The organism is Bifidobacterium sp. FKU, assembly GCF_026016385.1.
In the GTDB taxonomy this organism is placed as follows: Bacteria; Actinomycetota; Actinomycetes; order Actinomycetales; family Bifidobacteriaceae; genus Bifidobacterium; species Bifidobacterium infantis.
The window spans coordinates 1,933,793-1,950,659 of record NZ_CP092888.1 but is presented as its reverse complement, the minus strand read 5'-3'; the positions used below and the strand labels follow the sequence as shown (position 1 = coordinate 1,950,659).

The 16,867-nt window shown below is 62.2% G+C and carries 13 protein-coding genes; 8 read left to right on the top strand and 5 right to left on the bottom strand.

Annotated features, from left to right (window positions below; translation table 11 throughout):
• Window positions 1-80: 80 nt before the first annotated feature.
• On the top strand, window positions 81-1,931 hold the full coding sequence (locus tag MMB48_RS08900) for a ribonuclease J (RefSeq protein ID WP_014485106.1): 1,851 nt from the start codon (window positions 81-83) through the stop codon (window positions 1,929-1,931).
• A gap of 41 nt (window positions 1,932-1,972) precedes the next feature.
• The gene (gene pepN / locus MMB48_RS08895) at window positions 1,973-4,582 is read left to right on the top strand and encodes an aminopeptidase N (protein WP_032744801.1); all 2,610 of its coding nucleotides are present in this window, start codon (window positions 1,973-1,975) and stop codon (window positions 4,580-4,582) included.
• A 167-nt stretch (window positions 4,583-4,749) separates the two neighbouring features.
• On the opposite strand, the gene MMB48_RS08890 is transcribed toward pepN, so the two are convergent.
• From MMB48_RS08890 to MMB48_RS08875, 4 genes are read right to left on the bottom strand one after another with little or no spacing between them, the layout of a single operon-like run.
• Window positions 4,750-5,604: a glycerophosphodiester phosphodiesterase family protein gene (locus MMB48_RS08890; protein ID WP_032744799.1), complete on the bottom strand. Its 855-nt coding sequence runs from the start codon at window positions 5,602-5,604 to the stop codon at window positions 4,750-4,752.
• Entirely contained in the window at window positions 5,601-6,950 is a 1,350-nt protein-coding gene (locus tag MMB48_RS08885) for an ABC transporter substrate-binding protein (protein WP_032744797.1), read from the bottom strand. Before MMB48_RS08885 ends, MMB48_RS08890 begins: the two co-directional genes overlap by 4 nt.
• A gap of 44 nt (window positions 6,951-6,994) precedes the next feature.
• Complete coding sequence (locus MMB48_RS08880) at window positions 6,995-7,798, bottom strand: carbohydrate ABC transporter permease (RefSeq protein WP_050496295.1); 804 nt, start codon at window positions 7,796-7,798, stop codon at window positions 6,995-6,997.
• Entirely contained in the window at window positions 7,798-8,706 is a 909-nt protein-coding gene (locus MMB48_RS08875; RefSeq protein WP_050496294.1) for a carbohydrate ABC transporter permease, read from the bottom strand. Before MMB48_RS08875 ends, MMB48_RS08880 begins: the two co-directional genes overlap by 1 nt.
• A gap of 304 nt (window positions 8,707-9,010) precedes the next feature.
• Here MMB48_RS08875 and glmM point away from each other — a divergent pair, with 304 nt between their 5' ends.
• The 3 genes from glmM to MMB48_RS08860 are packed head-to-tail and all read left to right on the top strand — an operon-like array spanning window position 9,011 to window position 12,547.
• Window positions 9,011-10,396: a phosphoglucosamine mutase gene (gene glmM / locus MMB48_RS08870; RefSeq protein ID WP_032744795.1), complete on the top strand. Its 1,386-nt coding sequence runs from the start codon at window positions 9,011-9,013 to the stop codon at window positions 10,394-10,396.
• 22 nt (window positions 10,397-10,418) lie between these two features.
• Window positions 10,419-11,072, top strand: a complete 654-nt coding sequence (locus tag MMB48_RS08865) for a peptide deformylase (protein ID WP_032744793.1) — start codon at window positions 10,419-10,421, stop codon at window positions 11,070-11,072.
• The gene (locus tag MMB48_RS08860; protein WP_032744792.1) at window positions 11,069-12,547 is read left to right on the top strand and encodes a DNA polymerase III subunit epsilon; all 1,479 of its coding nucleotides are present in this window, start codon (window positions 11,069-11,071) and stop codon (window positions 12,545-12,547) included. Before MMB48_RS08865 ends, MMB48_RS08860 begins: the two co-directional genes overlap by 4 nt.
• A 16-nt stretch (window positions 12,548-12,563) precedes the next feature.
• Here the strand turns inward: MMB48_RS08860 and MMB48_RS08855 are convergent, their stop codons facing one another.
• Window positions 12,564-13,919, bottom strand: a complete 1,356-nt coding sequence (locus MMB48_RS08855) for an ATP-binding protein (protein ID WP_032744790.1) — start codon at window positions 13,917-13,919, stop codon at window positions 12,564-12,566.
• 274 nt (window positions 13,920-14,193) lie between these two features.
• On the opposite strand from MMB48_RS08855, the gene MMB48_RS08850 reads away from it, so the two are divergent.
• The 3 genes from MMB48_RS08850 to ftsE all read left to right on the top strand — a co-directional run bounded on the left by MMB48_RS08850 (window position 14,194) and on the right by ftsE (window position 16,860).
• Window positions 14,194-14,325 carry a hypothetical protein gene (locus tag MMB48_RS08850; protein WP_013140351.1) on the top strand — a complete coding sequence of 44 codons (132 nt, stop codon included), beginning with the start codon at window positions 14,194-14,196 and terminating at the stop codon, window positions 14,323-14,325.
• A 235-nt stretch (window positions 14,326-14,560) separates the two neighbouring features.
• Window positions 14,561-15,685, top strand: a complete 1,125-nt coding sequence (prfB, locus tag MMB48_RS08845) for a peptide chain release factor 2 (protein WP_032744788.1) — start codon at window positions 14,561-14,563, stop codon at window positions 15,683-15,685.
• Between the two features lie 8 nt (window positions 15,686-15,693).
• A complete protein-coding gene (gene ftsE, locus MMB48_RS08840) occupies window positions 15,694-16,860 on the top strand; it encodes a cell division ATP-binding protein FtsE (protein ID WP_032744786.1) in 1,167 nt (388 codons plus the stop codon).
• Window positions 16,861-16,867: the final 7 nt, after the last annotated feature.

Genomic DNA, 16,867 nt, shown 5'->3' with positions numbered 1-16,867 from the left:
GAAACGCTGCATACGGGTTGCCAGCCCGCCGCCCCTGCATGACAGAGCAGAGGCACCACAACAGAAATCCCAAAAAGGTTATGGCACAAGAACAAAAGAAAACAAGCAAGAACACGAATTCTCGCCGTCGCGGTTCCGCGCGCGGCCGCAACGCCAACGGATCCAACAGCCGTACGCCGTCCCGTAAGATCAACGCCACCCGGCAGGCCACCGCACCTCAGCAGGATGCCGTGCTGATCGCCCCGCCGAAGTACCGCAAGGGCTCCATGCGCATCACGCCGCTCGGCGGCTTGGGCGAAATCGGCCGCAACATGAACGTGATCGAATACAACGGTCACCTGCTGCTCATCGACTGCGGCGTGCTCTTCCCCGAGGAGGAGCAGCCGGGCGTGGATCTCATCCTGCCCGATTTCAGCTACATCAAGAACCGTCTCGACAAGGTCGACGCCCTGGTGCTCACCCACGGCCACGAGGACCACATCGGCGGCGTGCCCTACCTGCTCAAGCTGCGCCCGGACATCCCGCTGATCGGCTCCAAGCTGACCCTCGCCTTCGTGGACGCCAAGTGCAAGGAACACCACCAGAACCCCACCAAGGTTGAGGTTGCCGGCCGTGAGAAGCTCAAGGTGGGCCCCTTCGACCTCGAATTCGTCAACGTCACCCACTCCATCCCGGACGCCCTGGCCGTCTATGTCAAGACCCCGGCCGGCTCCCTGATCGACACGGGCGATATCAAGCTCGACCAGCTGCCGCTCGACCACCGCATCACCGACCTCGTCGAATTCGGCAAGATCGGCGAAAAGGGCGTGGACCTGCTGATGATGGACTCCACCAACGCCGAGGTGCCCGGCTTCGTCAAGCCCGAGACCTCCATCGGCCCGGCCCTTGACCAGGCGTTCGCCCAGGCCACCCGCAAGATCATCGTCGCCAGCTTCTCCTCCCACGTGCACCGTGTGCAGCAGGTGGTGGACGCCGCCCACAAGTACGGCCGCAAGGTCGTGTTCGTCGGCCGTTCGATGGTGCGCAACATGTCCATCGCCGCCGATCTCGGCTACCTGCACATCCCCGAAGGCACCGTCGTGGACCTGAGGCAGGCCAACGACATTCAGGACGACAAGCTCGTCTTCATGTGCACCGGCTCCCAAGGCGAGCCGATGGCCGCACTCGGCCGCATCGCCGACGGCAACCACCGCGACATCCACATCAACGAATTCGACACCGTGATCCTCGCCAGCTCCCTGATTCCGGGCAACGAGCACGGCGTCTACAAGGTGATCAACAAGCTCGTGCAGCTCGGTGCCAAGGTCGTCAACCGCGACAACGCGGCCGTGCACGTGTCTGGTCACTGCAACGAGGGCGAGCTGCTGTACATGTACAACATCGTCAAGCCCAAGTGTGCCATGCCGATCCACGGCGAAAACCGCCACCTGGTGGCCAACGGCCTGATTGCCGTCAAGACCGGCGTGGACCCGCAGAACGTGGTCTTGGCCGAAGACGGCGACGTGGTCGACCTCTACCACGGCAAGGCCGCGGTCGTCGGCTCCGTGCCGTGCGGCTACGTGTACGTCGATGGCGATTCCGTCGGCGAGCTGACCGACGAGGAGCTGGAGAAGCGCCGCATTCTCGGCACCGAGGGCTTCGTCTCCGCGTTCGTGGTGGTCGACACCGACAACCAGGAGGTCGTCACCGGCCCGAAGATCTACCTGAACGCCGTGGCCGAGGACGAAAGCGAGTTCGACAAGGTCCGTCACCAGATCGTCGAACAGCTCAACGACCAGATGATGCAGGGCACGCGCGACACCTACAAGCTGCAGCAGACCATGCGCCGCACGCTCGGCAGCTGGGTTGCACGCCAGCTGCACCGCAAGCCGATGATCGTGCCCGTCGTGGCCGACATCGCCCAGGACGTCGAAACCGTAGAAACCAAGTAGTCCGGATTATCCAGGGACGACCGTAAGGAGTAATTGAAGTCATGCCCGGTTCGAATCTCACTCGTATTGAAGCCGAAGAACGTAAGGCCGTTATCGAAGCGCCGATTCACTATCACGTCGACCTTGACCTGACGGTCGGCGCGAAGAACTTCGGTTCCAAGTCGCTCATCTGCTTCAACGCGAAGCCCGGTTCGTCGACCTTCCTCGACCTGATCGCCGACGAAGTGACCTCCATCGACCTCAACGGCAAGTCCCTGGACCCGGCCGTGGCCTTCCAAGACAACCGCATCGAACTGACCGACCTCAAGGAGAAGAACGAGGTCACCGTCGAAGCCAAGTGCCGTTACTCCAACACCGGCGAGGGCCTGCACCGCTCGGTCGACCCGTCCGATGGCAACATCTACCTGTACTCCCAGTTCGAGGTGCCGGACGCTCGCCGCGTCTACGCCGTGTTCGACCAGCCTGACCTGAAGGCCACGTTCGACTTCAAAGTGCTCGCTCCTGCCAGCTGGATCGTCACCTCCAACATGCCGGTCGCCACCATCGAGGACGATCCGCGCGAAACCCTCGACGGCACCCTCGGCGACAAGCCGAACGAAAGCACCCGCCTGTGGGACTTCGAGCCGACCCCGGTGATGAGCTCCTACCTGACCGCCATCTGCGCCGGCCCGTACGCCGAATGGCACACCGAATACCACAACGAGGACGGCCGCGTCGTGCCGATGGCCCAGTACTGCCGCCAGTCGTTGGCCAAGGCCTTCGCGAAGGACGTCGACTACCTGTTCGACATCACCAAGAAGGGCTTCGCGTTCTACGCCAAGACCTGGGGCGTGCCCTACCCGTACGCCAAGTTCGACCAGATCTACGTTCCCGAATACAACGCGGGCGCCATGGAGAACATCGGCATGGTCACCATCCGCGACTCCTACGTGTTCGAGTCCAAGGTGACCGACGCGCTGGCCGAGCGCCGCGTGGTGACCGTGCTGCACGAGCTCGCGCACATGTGGTTCGGCGACTACGTGACCATGAAGTGGTGGAACGACCTGTGGCTCAACGAGTCCTTCGCCGAATTCACCTCCACGCTCGCCACCGCCGAAGCCACCGAATGGCACGACGCCTGGGCCACCTTCTGCTCCGGCGAGAAGAGTTGGGCGCTCCGCCAGGATCAGCTGCCCACCACGCACCCGATCGTCGCCCCGATCAACGACCTCAATGACACCTATGTCAACTTCGACGGCATCACCTACGCCAAGGGCGCCTCCGTGCTGAAGCAGCTGGCATTCTATGTGGGCCGCACGCAGTTCTTCGAAGGTATCCACAATTACCTGAACCGCCACGCCTACTCCAACGCCACCCTGGCCGACCTGCTGAGCGAACTGGAGAAGACCTCCGGCCGCGATCTCAAGGCCTGGAGCGCCAAGTGGCTGGAGGAATCCGGCATCAACACGATCGCCACCGACCTGACCGTAAACGCGGACTGCACCATCGCCGAACTGAAGCTCACCCAGAGCGCGCCGGCCGAACACCCGGTGCTGCGCCCGCATCGCCTGGCCGTCGGCTTCTACAATGAAGACGCCGCAACCGGCAAGATCGTGCGCACCGAGCAGTTCGAACTCGACGTGGATGGCGAAACCACCATCGTCGAGGCCGCGGCAGGCAAGCCGCGCCCGGCATTCGTGCTGGTCAACGACGATGACCTGACCTACACCAAGATCCGTTTCGACGCCGAATCCCAGGCATTCGCCGAAGCCAACCTGCATCGTTTCGACGATGCCCTGGCCCGCGCCGTGACCTGGCTCGCCTTCTGGGACATGACCCGGGACGGCGAGTTCCCGGCCGAGCGTTTCGTGGACATGACCCTGCGCCTGCTGTCCACCGAAACCGAGTCCACCACCTTCCGCTACGCGCTGGCCTGCATGGGCACCACCGCCCATCATTACGTGGCGTCCGCCCGCCGCGACGACGTGCTGCGCCACGTGGCCCGAGAACTGTGGACCCTGGCCAACGCCGCCGAAGCCGGCTCGGACACCCAGTTCCAGCTCGCCACCGCCTATCTGGGCTATGGCGAGGAGGGCGACGCCGCATTCGCCGCCAACGCACACGGTCTGCTGGACGGCACCGTGCGTCTTGAAGGCCTCGAAATCGACAACAACTTCACGTGGACCATCGTCCAAGCGCTCACCTCCGTCAATGAGATGACCAACGACGACGTGGACGCGCAGCTCGCCAGGAAGGAGACCACGGAAAACCGCGAGTTCGCCTACGGCGCCCGCGCCTCCATGGCCACCATCGAAGCCAAGGAATGGGCGTGGGATCAGGCGCTTCACAACGACGAGCTGACCAACTCCCAGCTTGAGGCCGTGGCCCGTGGCTTCTCCGCCACCCCGCGCCACGACCTGGCCGAGCCATTCGCCGCCCGGTATTTCGAGGCCGTCGACTGGATCTGGGCGAACAAGACCTACCACATGGCCGAGGCCCTGCTCAACGGCCTGTACCCGGGCTACGCCGATCCCGCCACGCTGGTCCGGCTCGGTGACGCATGGCTGGACGAGCATGGCGCCGCGGACAACGCCCTGAGGCGTCTGATCATCGAGAACGTGGCCTCCTCCCACCGCACCCTCAAGGTTCGTGAATACAACGACGCCCTCTGACCGGTGAGCGCCGACTTCATCGGCCATGGGACACTCGCCCCGTGTCGTCAATGCGGTTTACCTCGTCGGGCATGCAAACCGGCGGAGTTCGTGCGAAATCCTTGTGAGAATTTCGCACGAACTCCGCCGGTTCTCTATTATTTCCTTACTGCTGCGTCCAATCGTATTCAGGAAATACGTTGACGGTACAGACTACACATTTCGGGCCAATCGGTCTGGATGACGTCGACGCCCAGAGCCAGCATTTTTCCCCACCCATACTGAGGACCACGAATAATGGATGTGGTGTCATCATACCCGCATAGACCGTTCTGTTCGTTGCCCAAATCTAGTGCGTTGACGAAGGCGAAGAGGTTGCGCTCGTGCAACCGTGTGAACACGGATGAATCGTTGAACGGCGTATCACATGTTTTCGCAATCAGTTCCACTCCGACGGTGTTGATCCGCTCATCTTCCACGAACAGTTCCAATTGCTCCGTTCGTTCGATCATGCCCATGAACATGTACTTGACCGCGTGATCGGCCAGCGCCGACAGATACCGGGGCTCCGCCGGACACTTGAGCAGCAGCCTGTCCTCCAGATGCAGCCCGTCGAGCCAGTCGAGGAAACCGGTGTCCCAGTACCGCCAGGAGCGGTCGATGTTCACGACGATGTCCGGAATCCCTTTCAGGATGTCTCCCGCACGCTCGACATGACCATAGTATGTGTCGGGATAATCGCTGTACCGTAGTGCGGCGATCTCCTCCCCCGTCCTGCCGAGCAGGCTGCCGACGTCGCCGAGCCGGGACGGCTCGAAACCGTCATGGAAGGCGAAATACTCGCCGTCGGAGGAACGTATGATGTCGATCTCCGCGATATCGGCCCCCACCACCTTCGACGCGATGACGGCCCGCAGCGTGTTCTCCCTGATGTCGCCGCGCGGCGCGCCGCGATGGGCGGCGATGGCGAAGGGATGATTCGCCAGGGACTTGTTGAGGAAGGCGTTTACCGTCGCATACCGCTCCCGTCCGAAGCTCCTCATCGCGTCACCGCCTTGTTGTAGGTGGCGATGTCCTGCGCGGCCTTGGCCTCGCCGTCCTTCATGGCCGTCTTCATGTCCTTGCCGTTCAACGCCTCGTTGAAGGCGGCGATCACATCCTTGCGGATCGAGGGGAAGGCGCCGGTGCGGCAGCCCAGGGATGCGCTGGAGGCGGGGTTGGCGTTCAGTTGATCGTAGAACACCTTGACATTCGGATCGGCGAGTTCCTCCCTGCCCTCCTTCTCCTGCGCGGCCTTCCCATTGGCGAACAGGTAGCCGGTGGCCTTGGAGAACACCGCCTGGGCGTGTGGGGTCAACATGAACTTCGCGAACTCATAGGCGGCCTTCTGCTCGGCCTCGCTGTGCTCGGCGGACACGACCCAGAGGGAATTGCCGCCGATGGGGGTGCCGGCGGCCTTGGAGTCGTCGAGCTTGGGGAAACGGGCGACCACGACGTTGTCGGGTGAGCTTCCCGGCTGCATGGTGGTGTAGCCGCCGGACGAAGCCAACGCCAGTCCCAGCTGATTCGAGGTGAACGCGGAGCTTATGGCGCTGGAGCCATTACCGGGGTTGAGCCCCACGCCGGAGCGGAACATGTCGGCGATCTGCTCGAAGGCCTTCACCTGCCTGGCGTCGCTCATCATGATGCCGTTCACGGGTTTGCCCGAGCGCCCGTTGCCCGGGGTGCAGATATCGATGCCGGCATTGGCGCTGAGCTGTTCGAGGATCCATGAATCTGTCATGATCATGGAATAACCGTAGGCGCCGGTCTTGTCGTGGATCGTCTTGGCCCACTGCACGACCTCATCAAAGGTTTTGGGTGGGTTGGCGACATCGAGCCCGGACTGTTCTGCCAGCTGCCTGTTGATGTACATCACCGGTTCAGAAACCGCCATAGGCATGGACAATAAGCCTTTGTCGTCACTGTAGTATTTTCTGATGACTTTGGGAATATCGGATTCAGCGGAATCGCTGCCTTTTTCGTCGAGCTTGTAGATTGGTGTGGTTATTTTGCTGTCCAGCATGAAGCCTGTGGAGATGTCGCTCATCTGCAGGATGGCTGGCGTGGACTTCGATTGCACGGCCGCGGAGAACTTCTGCTGCACGTCGGCGTAGGAGCCTTGGTAGGAGGCCTTCACCTTGATCTTGCCTTTGTTGGCGGCGTTGAACTCGCTGACGAGCTGGTTGATGGCGTCCTTTCCTGAGCCGGAATTCGAATACCAGAAGGTGATTTCCTGTTCTCCCGAGGTGGCAGTGGTATTGGAATTTGTTTTTGCGCCGCATCCACTCAGAGCAGGTAGTGAAATCGATGCCGCCATGACGAGGGCGGCGAAGCGATGTTTATGCATCTCTTTTTTCCTTTCAGTGATTATCATCATGTTGGGATGAATGTTTATTTGATGCCGCTCGCGACGTTCATGCCGCGTAGCTGACGGTTGAAGATCAGGGTGAGCGCCAAGGTGGGGATGATCGCGATGGCCGACCCGGCCAGCACGACGCCCATGTTCGACGACTCGGTTCCGGAAAGCTGCGTGATGCCCACCTGAATGGTCCGGTTCTCCGGTGAGTTGGTGACCAGCAACGGCCAGAAATAACCGTTCCAGGCGGCCACCGCGGCGTTGATCGTGGCGGCGATCACCGTGGAACGCGTGACCGGCAGCAGGATAGAAAGCAGGAAGCGCAGATGCCCGGCGCCGTCGAGCAGCGCCGCCTCGTGCAGTTCCTTCGGGAAGGTCTGGAACGCCTGACGGAACAGGAACACGGTGAAGCCCTGCACCAGGTAGGGCAGGAAGATGGCGGGGATGGTGTCGATCAGCCCCCAGTCGGTGATGCTTAGATAATTGGACAGCAGCGTGGTCTCGCCGGGTATCATCATGCTCACCAGGAACACCATCATCCACAGCTGCGGACGCTTGAGATCGCAGAACACGATGGCGTACGCCGCCAGGATGGCGGTGACGATCTGGCCGAGGGTCTGGCATACCGTCACCAGGATGGAGTTGAACACCTGACGCACCAACGGCATGGAGTTCGCGGCCTGCGCGAAATTGCGCAGGGACGGCGCGTGCATCCCGCCGCTGGCGTCGAAGGACAGCGCCCCGACGGCGATGTAGAGCACGGGCAGCAGGATCACCAGCGTCAGCGCCAAGGACACGACGCACAACGCGGCATGGGAGATACGGGAACGGTGCGGCATCAGCAATCCACCTTCTTGTCGAGGAACTTGAACTGGAGGAGCGTGAACGCGAACACGAACACGAACAGCACGACGCCCAGGGCCGAGGCGATGCCGAAGTTGGCGCTGCCGGCGTTGAACGCCGCGGTGTAGATGTTGTAGGTGATGGTGGTGGTGGCCGAGCCGGGGCCGCCTTTGGTGAGGATGCTGATCTGGGCGAAGGCCTGAAGCGTCCCGATGCAGGCCGTTATGGCGACGTAGAACAGCGTCGGTGCGATGAGCGGCACCACCATCGACCACTGGATGCGGGCCTCGCTGGCACCGTCAACGCGCGCCGCCTCGAGAATCTCCGGGTCCACGCCGTCGATGGCGGAGCAGATCAGGATCAGGTCGAAGCCGAGCCCCGTCCAGATGGTGACCATGATGATGGTGGGGAACGCCCACTTGGCGTCGGTGAGCCAGCCGACGGCCGGCGCTCCCAGCCTGCCCAGCAGCATGTTGACGATGCCCGTGGGGGAAAGCACGGCGAGGAAGCCCAGAGAGGCGGCCGCCACGGATACGCTCACGGTGGAGGTCATGAGCGTGCGGAACAGCTTGCTGCCATGGAACTGCCGGGTCAGCAGGATGGCGAGCAGCGTGCCGAACACCAATCGTCCCAGCACCACGGCGATCGCGTACACCATGGTACGCACCAGCACGCTGACGAACGAGGGATCGGTGAGCACGGTGACATAGTTTGCAAGGCCGACGAAGCCGGTGGGCGTGCCGAAGAGGTCGGTGCTCTGGAGGCTCATCACCACGACCTTCACCAACGGCACAAAGGCGAACACCGTAAGCAGAAGTAGACCTGGCGTCAGCAACAGTGCGCCGGCTATCCGATTGCGTGTGCGTACCTGTATTTCCGATGTGCGCATTCTGGTTTTGTCCATATGCGTAAATCCTTTCGGAGGTTTTTCATCCCGCATGGGATTAATCCTTTTCTGAAGTCTCTTGTGTTTCCCGGGTCAATGGTATTGAGCTGAATTGCGGTCATTTCGCTGATTAACGGAGTATTCTTTTTTTTTCATGGCTTATTAACGGTTGCCTCGATCACGTATACGTCGGGCGTTCCCGTATCGTCCCCGCGCGGCCCCGGAGTGGATTCCGTGGCGGTTTTTCGCCGAGTCGCGCCCCGCGCCGCGGTACAACGACTACGATGGTGCGGGTAACGCGATACAAGGAGTGGAACTTCATATGCCGAAGATGTTTGGAACCGATGGTGTTCGAGGACTGGCCAATAGGGATCTGACCGCACGTCTGGCGCTGGATCTGGGCGATGCCGCCGTGCGCGTGCTCGGCGACGCCGGCACCCAAGACGATCAGCCTGAGGGACGCCGCCGCGCGCTCGTGGGCCGTGACACCCGTGTGTCCGGTGATTTTCTGGCTTCCGCCCTGTCCGCGGGCATGTCTGCCGGCGGATTTGATGTGATCGACGCCGGCATCATCCCCACTCCGGGCGTGGCCTACCTGACCTCCGTGCTCAACGTCGAGATGGGTGCCGTGATCTCCGCCTCCCACAACCCGATGCCCGACAACGGCATCAAGTTCTTCGCGCGCGGCGGGTTCAAGCTGCCCGACCAGAAGGAGGATGAGATCGAGGCCGTGCTCGGCCAGGACTGGGACCGCCCGACCGGTGCCGGCGTGGGCCGCGTGAGCCACGACCAGACCACCGCCACCAACCTGTACATCGATCATCTGGTGTCCACCATCGCTCCGCTGAACGATGACAAAACCCAGCCCAAGCCACTCAAGGGCCTGAAGATCGTGGCCGACTGCGCCAACGGCGCCACTTCCGTGGTGGCTCCCGAAGCCCTGCGCCGTGCCGGTGCGGATGTAATCGTGATCAACGCCTCGCCGGACGGCTACAACATCAACAAGAACGCCGGTTCCACCCACCCCGAGCAGCTGCAGGCCATGGTCAAGGCCACCGACGCCGTGATGGGCGTGGCCTTCGACGGTGACGCCGACCGTTGCCTCGCCGTGGACGAAGACGGCAACATGATCAACGGCGACCAGATCATGGGCATTCTGGCCCGCGCCAAGCAGCGCGAAGGCAAGCTCAACCACGACACCCTCGTGGTCACCGTGATGAGCAACCTCGGTCTGAAGCTCGCCCTGAAAGACATGGGCATCAAGACCGTGGAAACCGCCGTGGGCGATCGTTACGTGCTTGAGGAGATGCTCAAGGGCGATTACTCGCTCGGCGGCGAGCAGTCCGGCCACGTGATCAACCGCGAATTCGCCACCACCGGCGACGGCACCCTGACCGCACTGACCCTGTGCAACGAGGTCGTCAAGTCCGGCAAGAGCCTGAAGGAGCTCGCCGCCGACTTCCCACAGCTGCCGCAGACCCTCATCAACGTGCCGAACGTGGACAAGAAAGCCGCCGCCACCAACAAGCGCATCCAGGATGCCGTGGCGCACGAGGAGGAACTGCTGGGGGACACCGGCCGTGTGCTGCTGCGCCCCTCCGGCACCGAACCGCTCGTGCGCGTGATGGCCGAGGCCGCCACCCAGGCCTACGCCGACGAAGTCTGCACCCGCCTCGCCAAGATCGTCGCCGAAGAACTCGCGCTGTAGCACCCTTCCCTAAGGAAAAACAATGTTTGGAAAGAACGCCAAAGTCGACCTCGAACTCAACCGTGACGTCGAACAACTCATCAAAACCGGCGGCAAGGAGAAGATTCTGCCCATCGTGCAGGCCGGCGAACCGGTGTTGCGCCAACGGACAGTGGCCTTCAATGGCCAGCTTTCCAAGCGTACGCTCGCCAAACTCATCGATACGATGCACACCACCATGCTGGAGGCACCCGGCGTGGGGCTCGCCGCCACCCAGATCGGCTTGGGGCTCGCGCTCGCCGTGGTCGAAGACCACGTGCGCGACGACGAGGATGATCCGCGCGAAATCGCGGAATTCCCCTTCCACGTGATCATCAATCCGAGCTACAAACCCACCAGCGACAAAACCGCCTCGTTCTACGAAGGCTGCCTGAGCTTCGACGGATACCAAGCCGTGCGCAAGCGTTGGCTCGACATCACCGCCGAATGGGATGATGAAGACGGCAAACACCACAGCGAGCCGCTGCACGGCTGGCCCGCACGCATCTTCCAGCACGAAACCGATCATTTGAGCGGCGAGCTGTATATCGATCGCGCCGAAATCCGTTCGCTGACCACCAACGAGAACCTCGAGGACTATTGGTGCGACGACCCGGTGCCCACCGAGGCCGCTGAAGAGCTCGGTTTCGCACTATGACCGACCGCGCATGGTTCGACGCCGCCAAGGGAGACATTCCCCAATGGGCGGCGTCCATGCCCAAGGACGCCGATGGCACCACCATCGACTGGGACTGGGTGCGTTCTCTGGACCTGGCGCATGGCGTCGGCACGATACCGGAATCCACCCCACAGTCCATCCACGACGCATTGAAGGCCGACTACGCCACACGCGAGTGTCTAGAATCGATCATCGCCCAATGCAACAGCGCATTCATGACCGATTTCGACCGGCTCATCGGCTCCTATCGTCTGCCTCGTGCGCTCGCCTACGCCAATCGCCGGCTCAACGACAACATCAACACGATGTTGCATCTGGGCGAACAGCAACACCTATGGGCGGTCAGTCGCGAACGGCGGGGGAGGGCCACCATTGCCGTGCTCAAGCCGTACTCCGGCAGCGGCCCGTCGAACGATGACCAAGGCATGCTGGATCTGAGCGGCGAAGCCGGTGGCGCATCTGCCGGAAATACTGCCGCCGAAAACAGCGATGTCAAGTTCCCCACAACAGTCGCCTTGGACGATATCCAAGATCGTACGGCGGCGATTCTTGACGCACGCGCCAAACGGCGTAAGGCCCAGCGCTTCCAGAAGCGTGCGGGCGATGCGGCGATGGCCCGCGCCAATCTCTCCGGCGCGACTTCGCCGGGTGGTGCCGCTCTGCCGGGTGGTGCCGCCGCGTCTGGCAACGCTACCGGACACCATCCCAAGCCCGACTGGCGCGACGCCTATCTGCCCGGCCGCGACGTGGACGCGGTGATGGGCATCGACATCGAAACCACCGGCATCGATCCGGCGCGTGACTACATCATCGACGTCGGCTTCGAGTTCATGAACATGGCCAGTCCGCGCCCGGCCGGCGAACCCGAGACATACGCCTATGAGCAGGGCTATTACGCCGCCGGCGACGCCTACGGCCAGTCCCGTCTCGCTTTTGGCGTGCCGCCGGAAAACGCGGCGCTCGGCAACGCCCTCATCGCCAAACTCACCGGCATCGATGTACGCGGCCGCAGCAGCGAGGCCGGGTACCGACTCTTCGACGAATGGCCCCAAGCCCAGGCCGGCCTGCTCGCGCGGCTTACCCAGCAGCCGTACGTGGCGCATAACGCCACCTTCGAACATAGCTGGTTCATGCTGAACGTCGCCGGATACGCGGAAAGCTACCGTGCCGGGCGCATCACCATCATCGATACCCTGCCGATGAGCCGGCAGTGGGACCCCGGCGCGGTACCCACCAACGAGCATCCTTACGGAGACAACACGCTCGACGCCTACGCCAAACGTCAGGGTGCGCTTGATTCCGCCCACAACGAACGCCACTTGGGCCTTGAGGATTCGCACATCATGCTGGTGGCCATGAAACACCATCTGGCGGCGCTGAAAGCGCAAGGGAAAGGGCCGTGGGGGCCCGCCGGCAGGGCTGGCGTCGGCGGCAAGTCTTGCCGTTCTCGCTGAACATGTGGAGCAGCAGTTACAGACAGAACGACATGTACAGGGGAAGCAAACGGCGATGGTCTTTCTTCGCCATGGGGCGTGGGTGGAGCACGTATTCCTCTCCCGTTCTGCTGGCGAACTTCGCGCGGAACTTGTCGAGGGATATCGTCGAGTATCGTTTGCCGGACTTGACCTCGATGGGGCTGATCCGCGGTTTCATCGCGGCGTCCGGGTACGGGCGCACGATCAGGAAATCGATCTCCATGCGCTCTTCACGCACGTTGGACGACTTCGCATAGAAATACAGGTCATGGCCGGCCGCGGCCAGCTGCTGGGCGACCGCGTTCTCGGCGAGCATGCCCTCGTTCACGCCGTCGGCACCCAGCAGCACCTGACGGTACACATCCGGCAGCGACGGGCCGTCCGCGGAGAACGCCATGGTAGACAGCAGGCCGGTGTCGGCCATATAGCATTTCACGACCGTGTCGTCGGCGCTGAGTGCTAATCCCAGCGACGGGTCCTCGGCCAGCGTGCACAGGTTGACAGTCGCGGCCTCGCGCATCCATGCAAAGGCCGTCATGAAGTCACGTGAGCGTGACCCCTCCTCGACCTGGGTGTAGACCAGTTTCTTCTCGTGCTTCGCCAGCTGTCCGGGAATCGCGTCGAACACTGCGCGCACGCGCTTCGCTGCTAGTCCGCCGTACTTGCCAATATCCTCCCGATACAGTTTGAGTACCAGGCGCTTGGCCCTGTCCGCCGCGGCCATGTTGCGGGCGGGAGCGTAGGCCGCCACCGCCTGGGGCATGCCTCCGACCAGCATGTACTCGCGCCATAGACGCGATGCCTTACGATGCAATGAGTCCGGCAATGCCACGCCGGAATCGAACGCGTGGCGGATCATCCGAACCAGGGCATCCTCGCCCATCGCCCACAAGAACTCCTCGAAATCCATCGGTCCCATGCGCATGGACTCCTCCTCGGAGGGGATCAGGATGTCCTTCACGTTGGCGTTGATGGAGATCAGCGAACCGGTCTCGATGTAGTCGAACCGTCCATCGGCGACCAGATGTTTGATGAACTCCCTCGCGGGGGGAAACATCTGGACCTCATCGAAGATGACCAGTGACTGGTGCTGCGTGAGCGTTACGCCAAGCGCCGCGCTCAGGTACAGGAACAGGCCGTCGAGGTCGTTGCGTAGGTCCAGGAACGTCTGTTTGAACTCGGCGTCCACTCGCGTGAAATCAATAAGAGCATATGACTCGTATTCGTTCTTGGCGAACTCTTCGGCGACTGTGGACTTGCCCACGCGGCGGGCACCCTCGATTAGCATGGCGGTCCTGTCATCAGCTCCCTTCCATGCCAGTAGTCTGTCGTACGCCTTCCTCCGGAACATCAACACTCCTTGATTGCACGTTTCTAAGGTTTTATCATATCACTAAATTGCACGTTTCTAAGGTTTTATATTTGGGGTAAACACGCCTTTTTGAGTTCTAAACATGGTGCGACATACGTGCGGTGAAGCCCGCGTACTGATTGGTCAAGTTAAAAGAACATTTCGTGCGTGGCGGTCGTGCAGATTTGCATCGGTATCTGAATAGGCGTTTACGCCGTGAACGGATTGTATCGGTTTGTAGTCGGTCGTAAGCGGTGAGTACACTATTGGCTTCGTGAGTGACTATCAGGACAGCCGACAGCAGCGTGAGAACCGCCGCCGCACCATCGTGCGTGTGGTGTGCGTCGTCATAGCTGTGGCCATGCTCGGCTCCTTGGTTATCCCGGCGATCTACGCGGGGCTTTGACGTTGCCTTCGCATATTCGTGCCCGCAGTTGAACACGTCTGATGCGAGGGATTCGTGAGGTCGCCCGGCCGGCTATCGGCAAGGCAGGCCCCGGAACCTTCTGGCAGCATGGATTGCAGGCGAATGCGTGTGTGGCGCGGCAGTGCCCGCCAACGCCAGAGGAATGTGCGAAGGCTGCCAACAAGGACGTGACTTCCCAAGGAATCTCAAAGAACCAACAGTAAGGTAAACCACGATGGCAGAATTTGACTTTACCCAGGCGATCGGCGAAGCCCGCGCCAAATACGAATCCATCGCCAAGGCGCTGGACGTCGACCGGCTCAAGGCCGCTATCAAGGATCTCGAAACGCAGGCCGCGGCCCCGGGCCTGTGGGATGATCCGGAAAACGCCCAGAAGATCACCAGCCGGCTGTCCGCCGCGGAATCGCAGCTGAAGCGTCTGAACTCCGCCTCCCAGCGCATCGACGATGTGGAAACGCTCGTTGAACTCGGCCACGAGGAGGGCGACCAGGACTCTCTGGACGAGGCGCAAAGCGAAATCGGCGAGATTCAGAAGGATCTCGACCAGATGGAGATTCAGACCCTGCTCGATGGCGAATACGACGAACGTTCCGCCGTGGTGACCATCCGCTCCGGTGCCGGCGGCGTCGACGCGGCCGATTTCGCACAGATGCTGTTGCGCATGTACCTGCGCTACTGCGAGCGTAACGGCTTCAAGGCCAAGGTCATGGACACCTCCTACGCCGAAGAGGCGGGCATCAAGTCCGCCACCTTCCAGGTGGACGCCCCCTATGCTTACGGCCGACTGTCCGTGGAGGGCGGCACCCACCGTCTGGTGCGCATCTCCCCGTTCGACAACCAGGGCCGCCGCCAGACCAGCTTCGCCGCCGTGGAAGTGGTGCCGCTGGTCGAGGCCACCGATCACATCGACATTCCGGATACGGACATCCGCGTGGACACCTACTGTTCCTCCGGCCCCGGCGGCCAGGGCGTGAACACCACGTACTCGGCCGTGCGCATCACCCACCTTCCCACCGGCATCGTGGTGACCATGCAGGATGAGCGTTCGCAGATTCAGAACCGTGCCTCCGCCATGGCCGTGCTCCAGTCCCGACTGCTCGTGCTGCGCCACGAGGAGGAGGCCAAGAAGAAGAAGGAGCTCGCCGGCGACATCAAGGCCAGCTGGGGCGATCAGATGCGCTCCTACGTGCTGCACCCCTACCAGATGGTCAAGGATCTGCGCACCGGCTACGAAACCAGCCAGACCCAGGCCGTGTTCGACGGCGACATCAACGCGTTCATCGAGGCCGGCATCCGCTGGCGCCATGAACAGCGCCGCGCCGCCGAAACCGAGGAGTAAGTAGCATTATGGCACTGATCTCACTGGACAATGTGTCCAAGATCTATCCCAAAGGCACCCGACCGGCGCTTGACGACATCAACCTCGATATCGAACGCGGTGATTTCGTGTTCCTTGTGGGTGCGTCCGGCTCCGGCAAGACCACGCTCTTGAGCCTGCTGTTGCGCGAGGAAGAGGCCACCAACGGCGAGATTCGCGTGGCCGGCAACGATCTGCGGCGCATCACCAACCGTCAAGTGCCGCAGTACCGCCGTTCGCTGGGCTTCGTGTTCCAGGATTACAAGCTGCTCAATAACAAAACCGTATGGGAGAACGTGGCGTTCGCCCTTGAGGTGATCGGCACGCGGCGGTCCACCATCAAATCGTTGGTGCCCAAGGTGCTGGATACCGTGGGGCTTACCGGCAAGGAAAAGAACTACCCACATGAGCTCTCCGGTGGCGAGCAGCAGCGTGTGGCCATCGCCCGCGCCTACGTGAATCACCCGCAGATTCTGCTGGCCGACGAGCCCACCGGCAACCTCGACCCGACCACTTCGCTGGGCATCATGGAAGTGCTGGACGCCATCAACCGCACCGGCACCACCATCGTCATGGCCACGCATAACGAAGAGATCGTCAACTCGATGCGCAAGCGCGTGGTCGAACTGCACAACGGCAAGATCGTGCGTGACGAGGCTCATGGATCCTATGATTCCGCCCTGTTCTTCCCGGATGCCGAAGTCGAAGCCAAGTCCGACGCCGCCCATCATGTGCTGGCGGCGGCAACCAAGGCCATCGAGGGCGGTGACGAGCCGTCCGAAGGCATCGCCCGTTTGGCCAATTCCGTGCATTCCGGCCGCACCGGCCGCTATGGCGAGACGTTTGCGCCGCTGGAAAACACGCTGACCTGGGGCAAGGGCATTCCGCTGGACGAGCAGGCCGCCGCCCTGGAAAGCACCCAGGCGTTCGACCCGTTCAAGGACGAGTCCGGCGAGACCGCCGCGGTTGCCGATACGTCCGTGTCATCCGCCGCCGAGCCGCCGGAACCGCCGGAACTGCCGGAACCGCCGGAACTGCCCGCACCGCCGGAACCGCCCGCACCGCCCGCACCGCCGGCCAACGAGCAGTCCGCCGGCGAGCAGTCCGCCGCAGACCAAACATCCGACGATCAACCCGCTGAGGGCGCTAAGGAGTAAGGGGGAT

Excerpts from the sequence above, each read along its gene's own strand:
- prfB (WP_032744788.1), top strand. The coding sequence starts at position 14,561 with ATGGCAGAATTTGACTTTACCCAGGCGATCGGCGAAGCCCGCGCCAAA.
- MMB48_RS08880 (WP_050496295.1), bottom strand. The coding sequence starts at position 7,798 with ATGCCGCACCGTTCCCGTATCTCCCATGCCGCGTTGTGCGTCGTGTCC.
- MMB48_RS08890 (WP_032744799.1), bottom strand. The coding sequence starts at position 5,604 with ATGAGGAGCTTCGGACGGGAGCGGTATGCGACGGTAAACGCCTTCCTC.
- MMB48_RS08900 (WP_014485106.1), top strand. The coding sequence starts at position 81 with ATGGCACAAGAACAAAAGAAAACAAGCAAGAACACGAATTCTCGCCGT.
- ftsE (WP_032744786.1), top strand. The coding sequence starts at position 15,694 with ATGGCACTGATCTCACTGGACAATGTGTCCAAGATCTATCCCAAAGGC.
- pepN (WP_032744801.1), top strand. The coding sequence starts at position 1,973 with ATGCCCGGTTCGAATCTCACTCGTATTGAAGCCGAAGAACGTAAGGCC.
- MMB48_RS08860 (WP_032744792.1), top strand. The coding sequence starts at position 11,069 with ATGACCGACCGCGCATGGTTCGACGCCGCCAAGGGAGACATTCCCCAA.
- MMB48_RS08875 (WP_050496294.1), bottom strand. The coding sequence starts at position 8,706 with ATGGACAAAACCAGAATGCGCACATCGGAAATACAGGTACGCACACGC.
- MMB48_RS08855 (WP_032744790.1), bottom strand. The coding sequence starts at position 13,919 with ATGTTCCGGAGGAAGGCGTACGACAGACTACTGGCATGGAAGGGAGCT.
- MMB48_RS08865 (WP_032744793.1), top strand. The coding sequence starts at position 10,419 with ATGTTTGGAAAGAACGCCAAAGTCGACCTCGAACTCAACCGTGACGTC.
- glmM (WP_032744795.1), top strand. The coding sequence starts at position 9,011 with ATGCCGAAGATGTTTGGAACCGATGGTGTTCGAGGACTGGCCAATAGG.
- MMB48_RS08885 (WP_032744797.1), bottom strand. The coding sequence starts at position 6,950 with ATGCATAAACATCGCTTCGCCGCCCTCGTCATGGCGGCATCGATTTCA.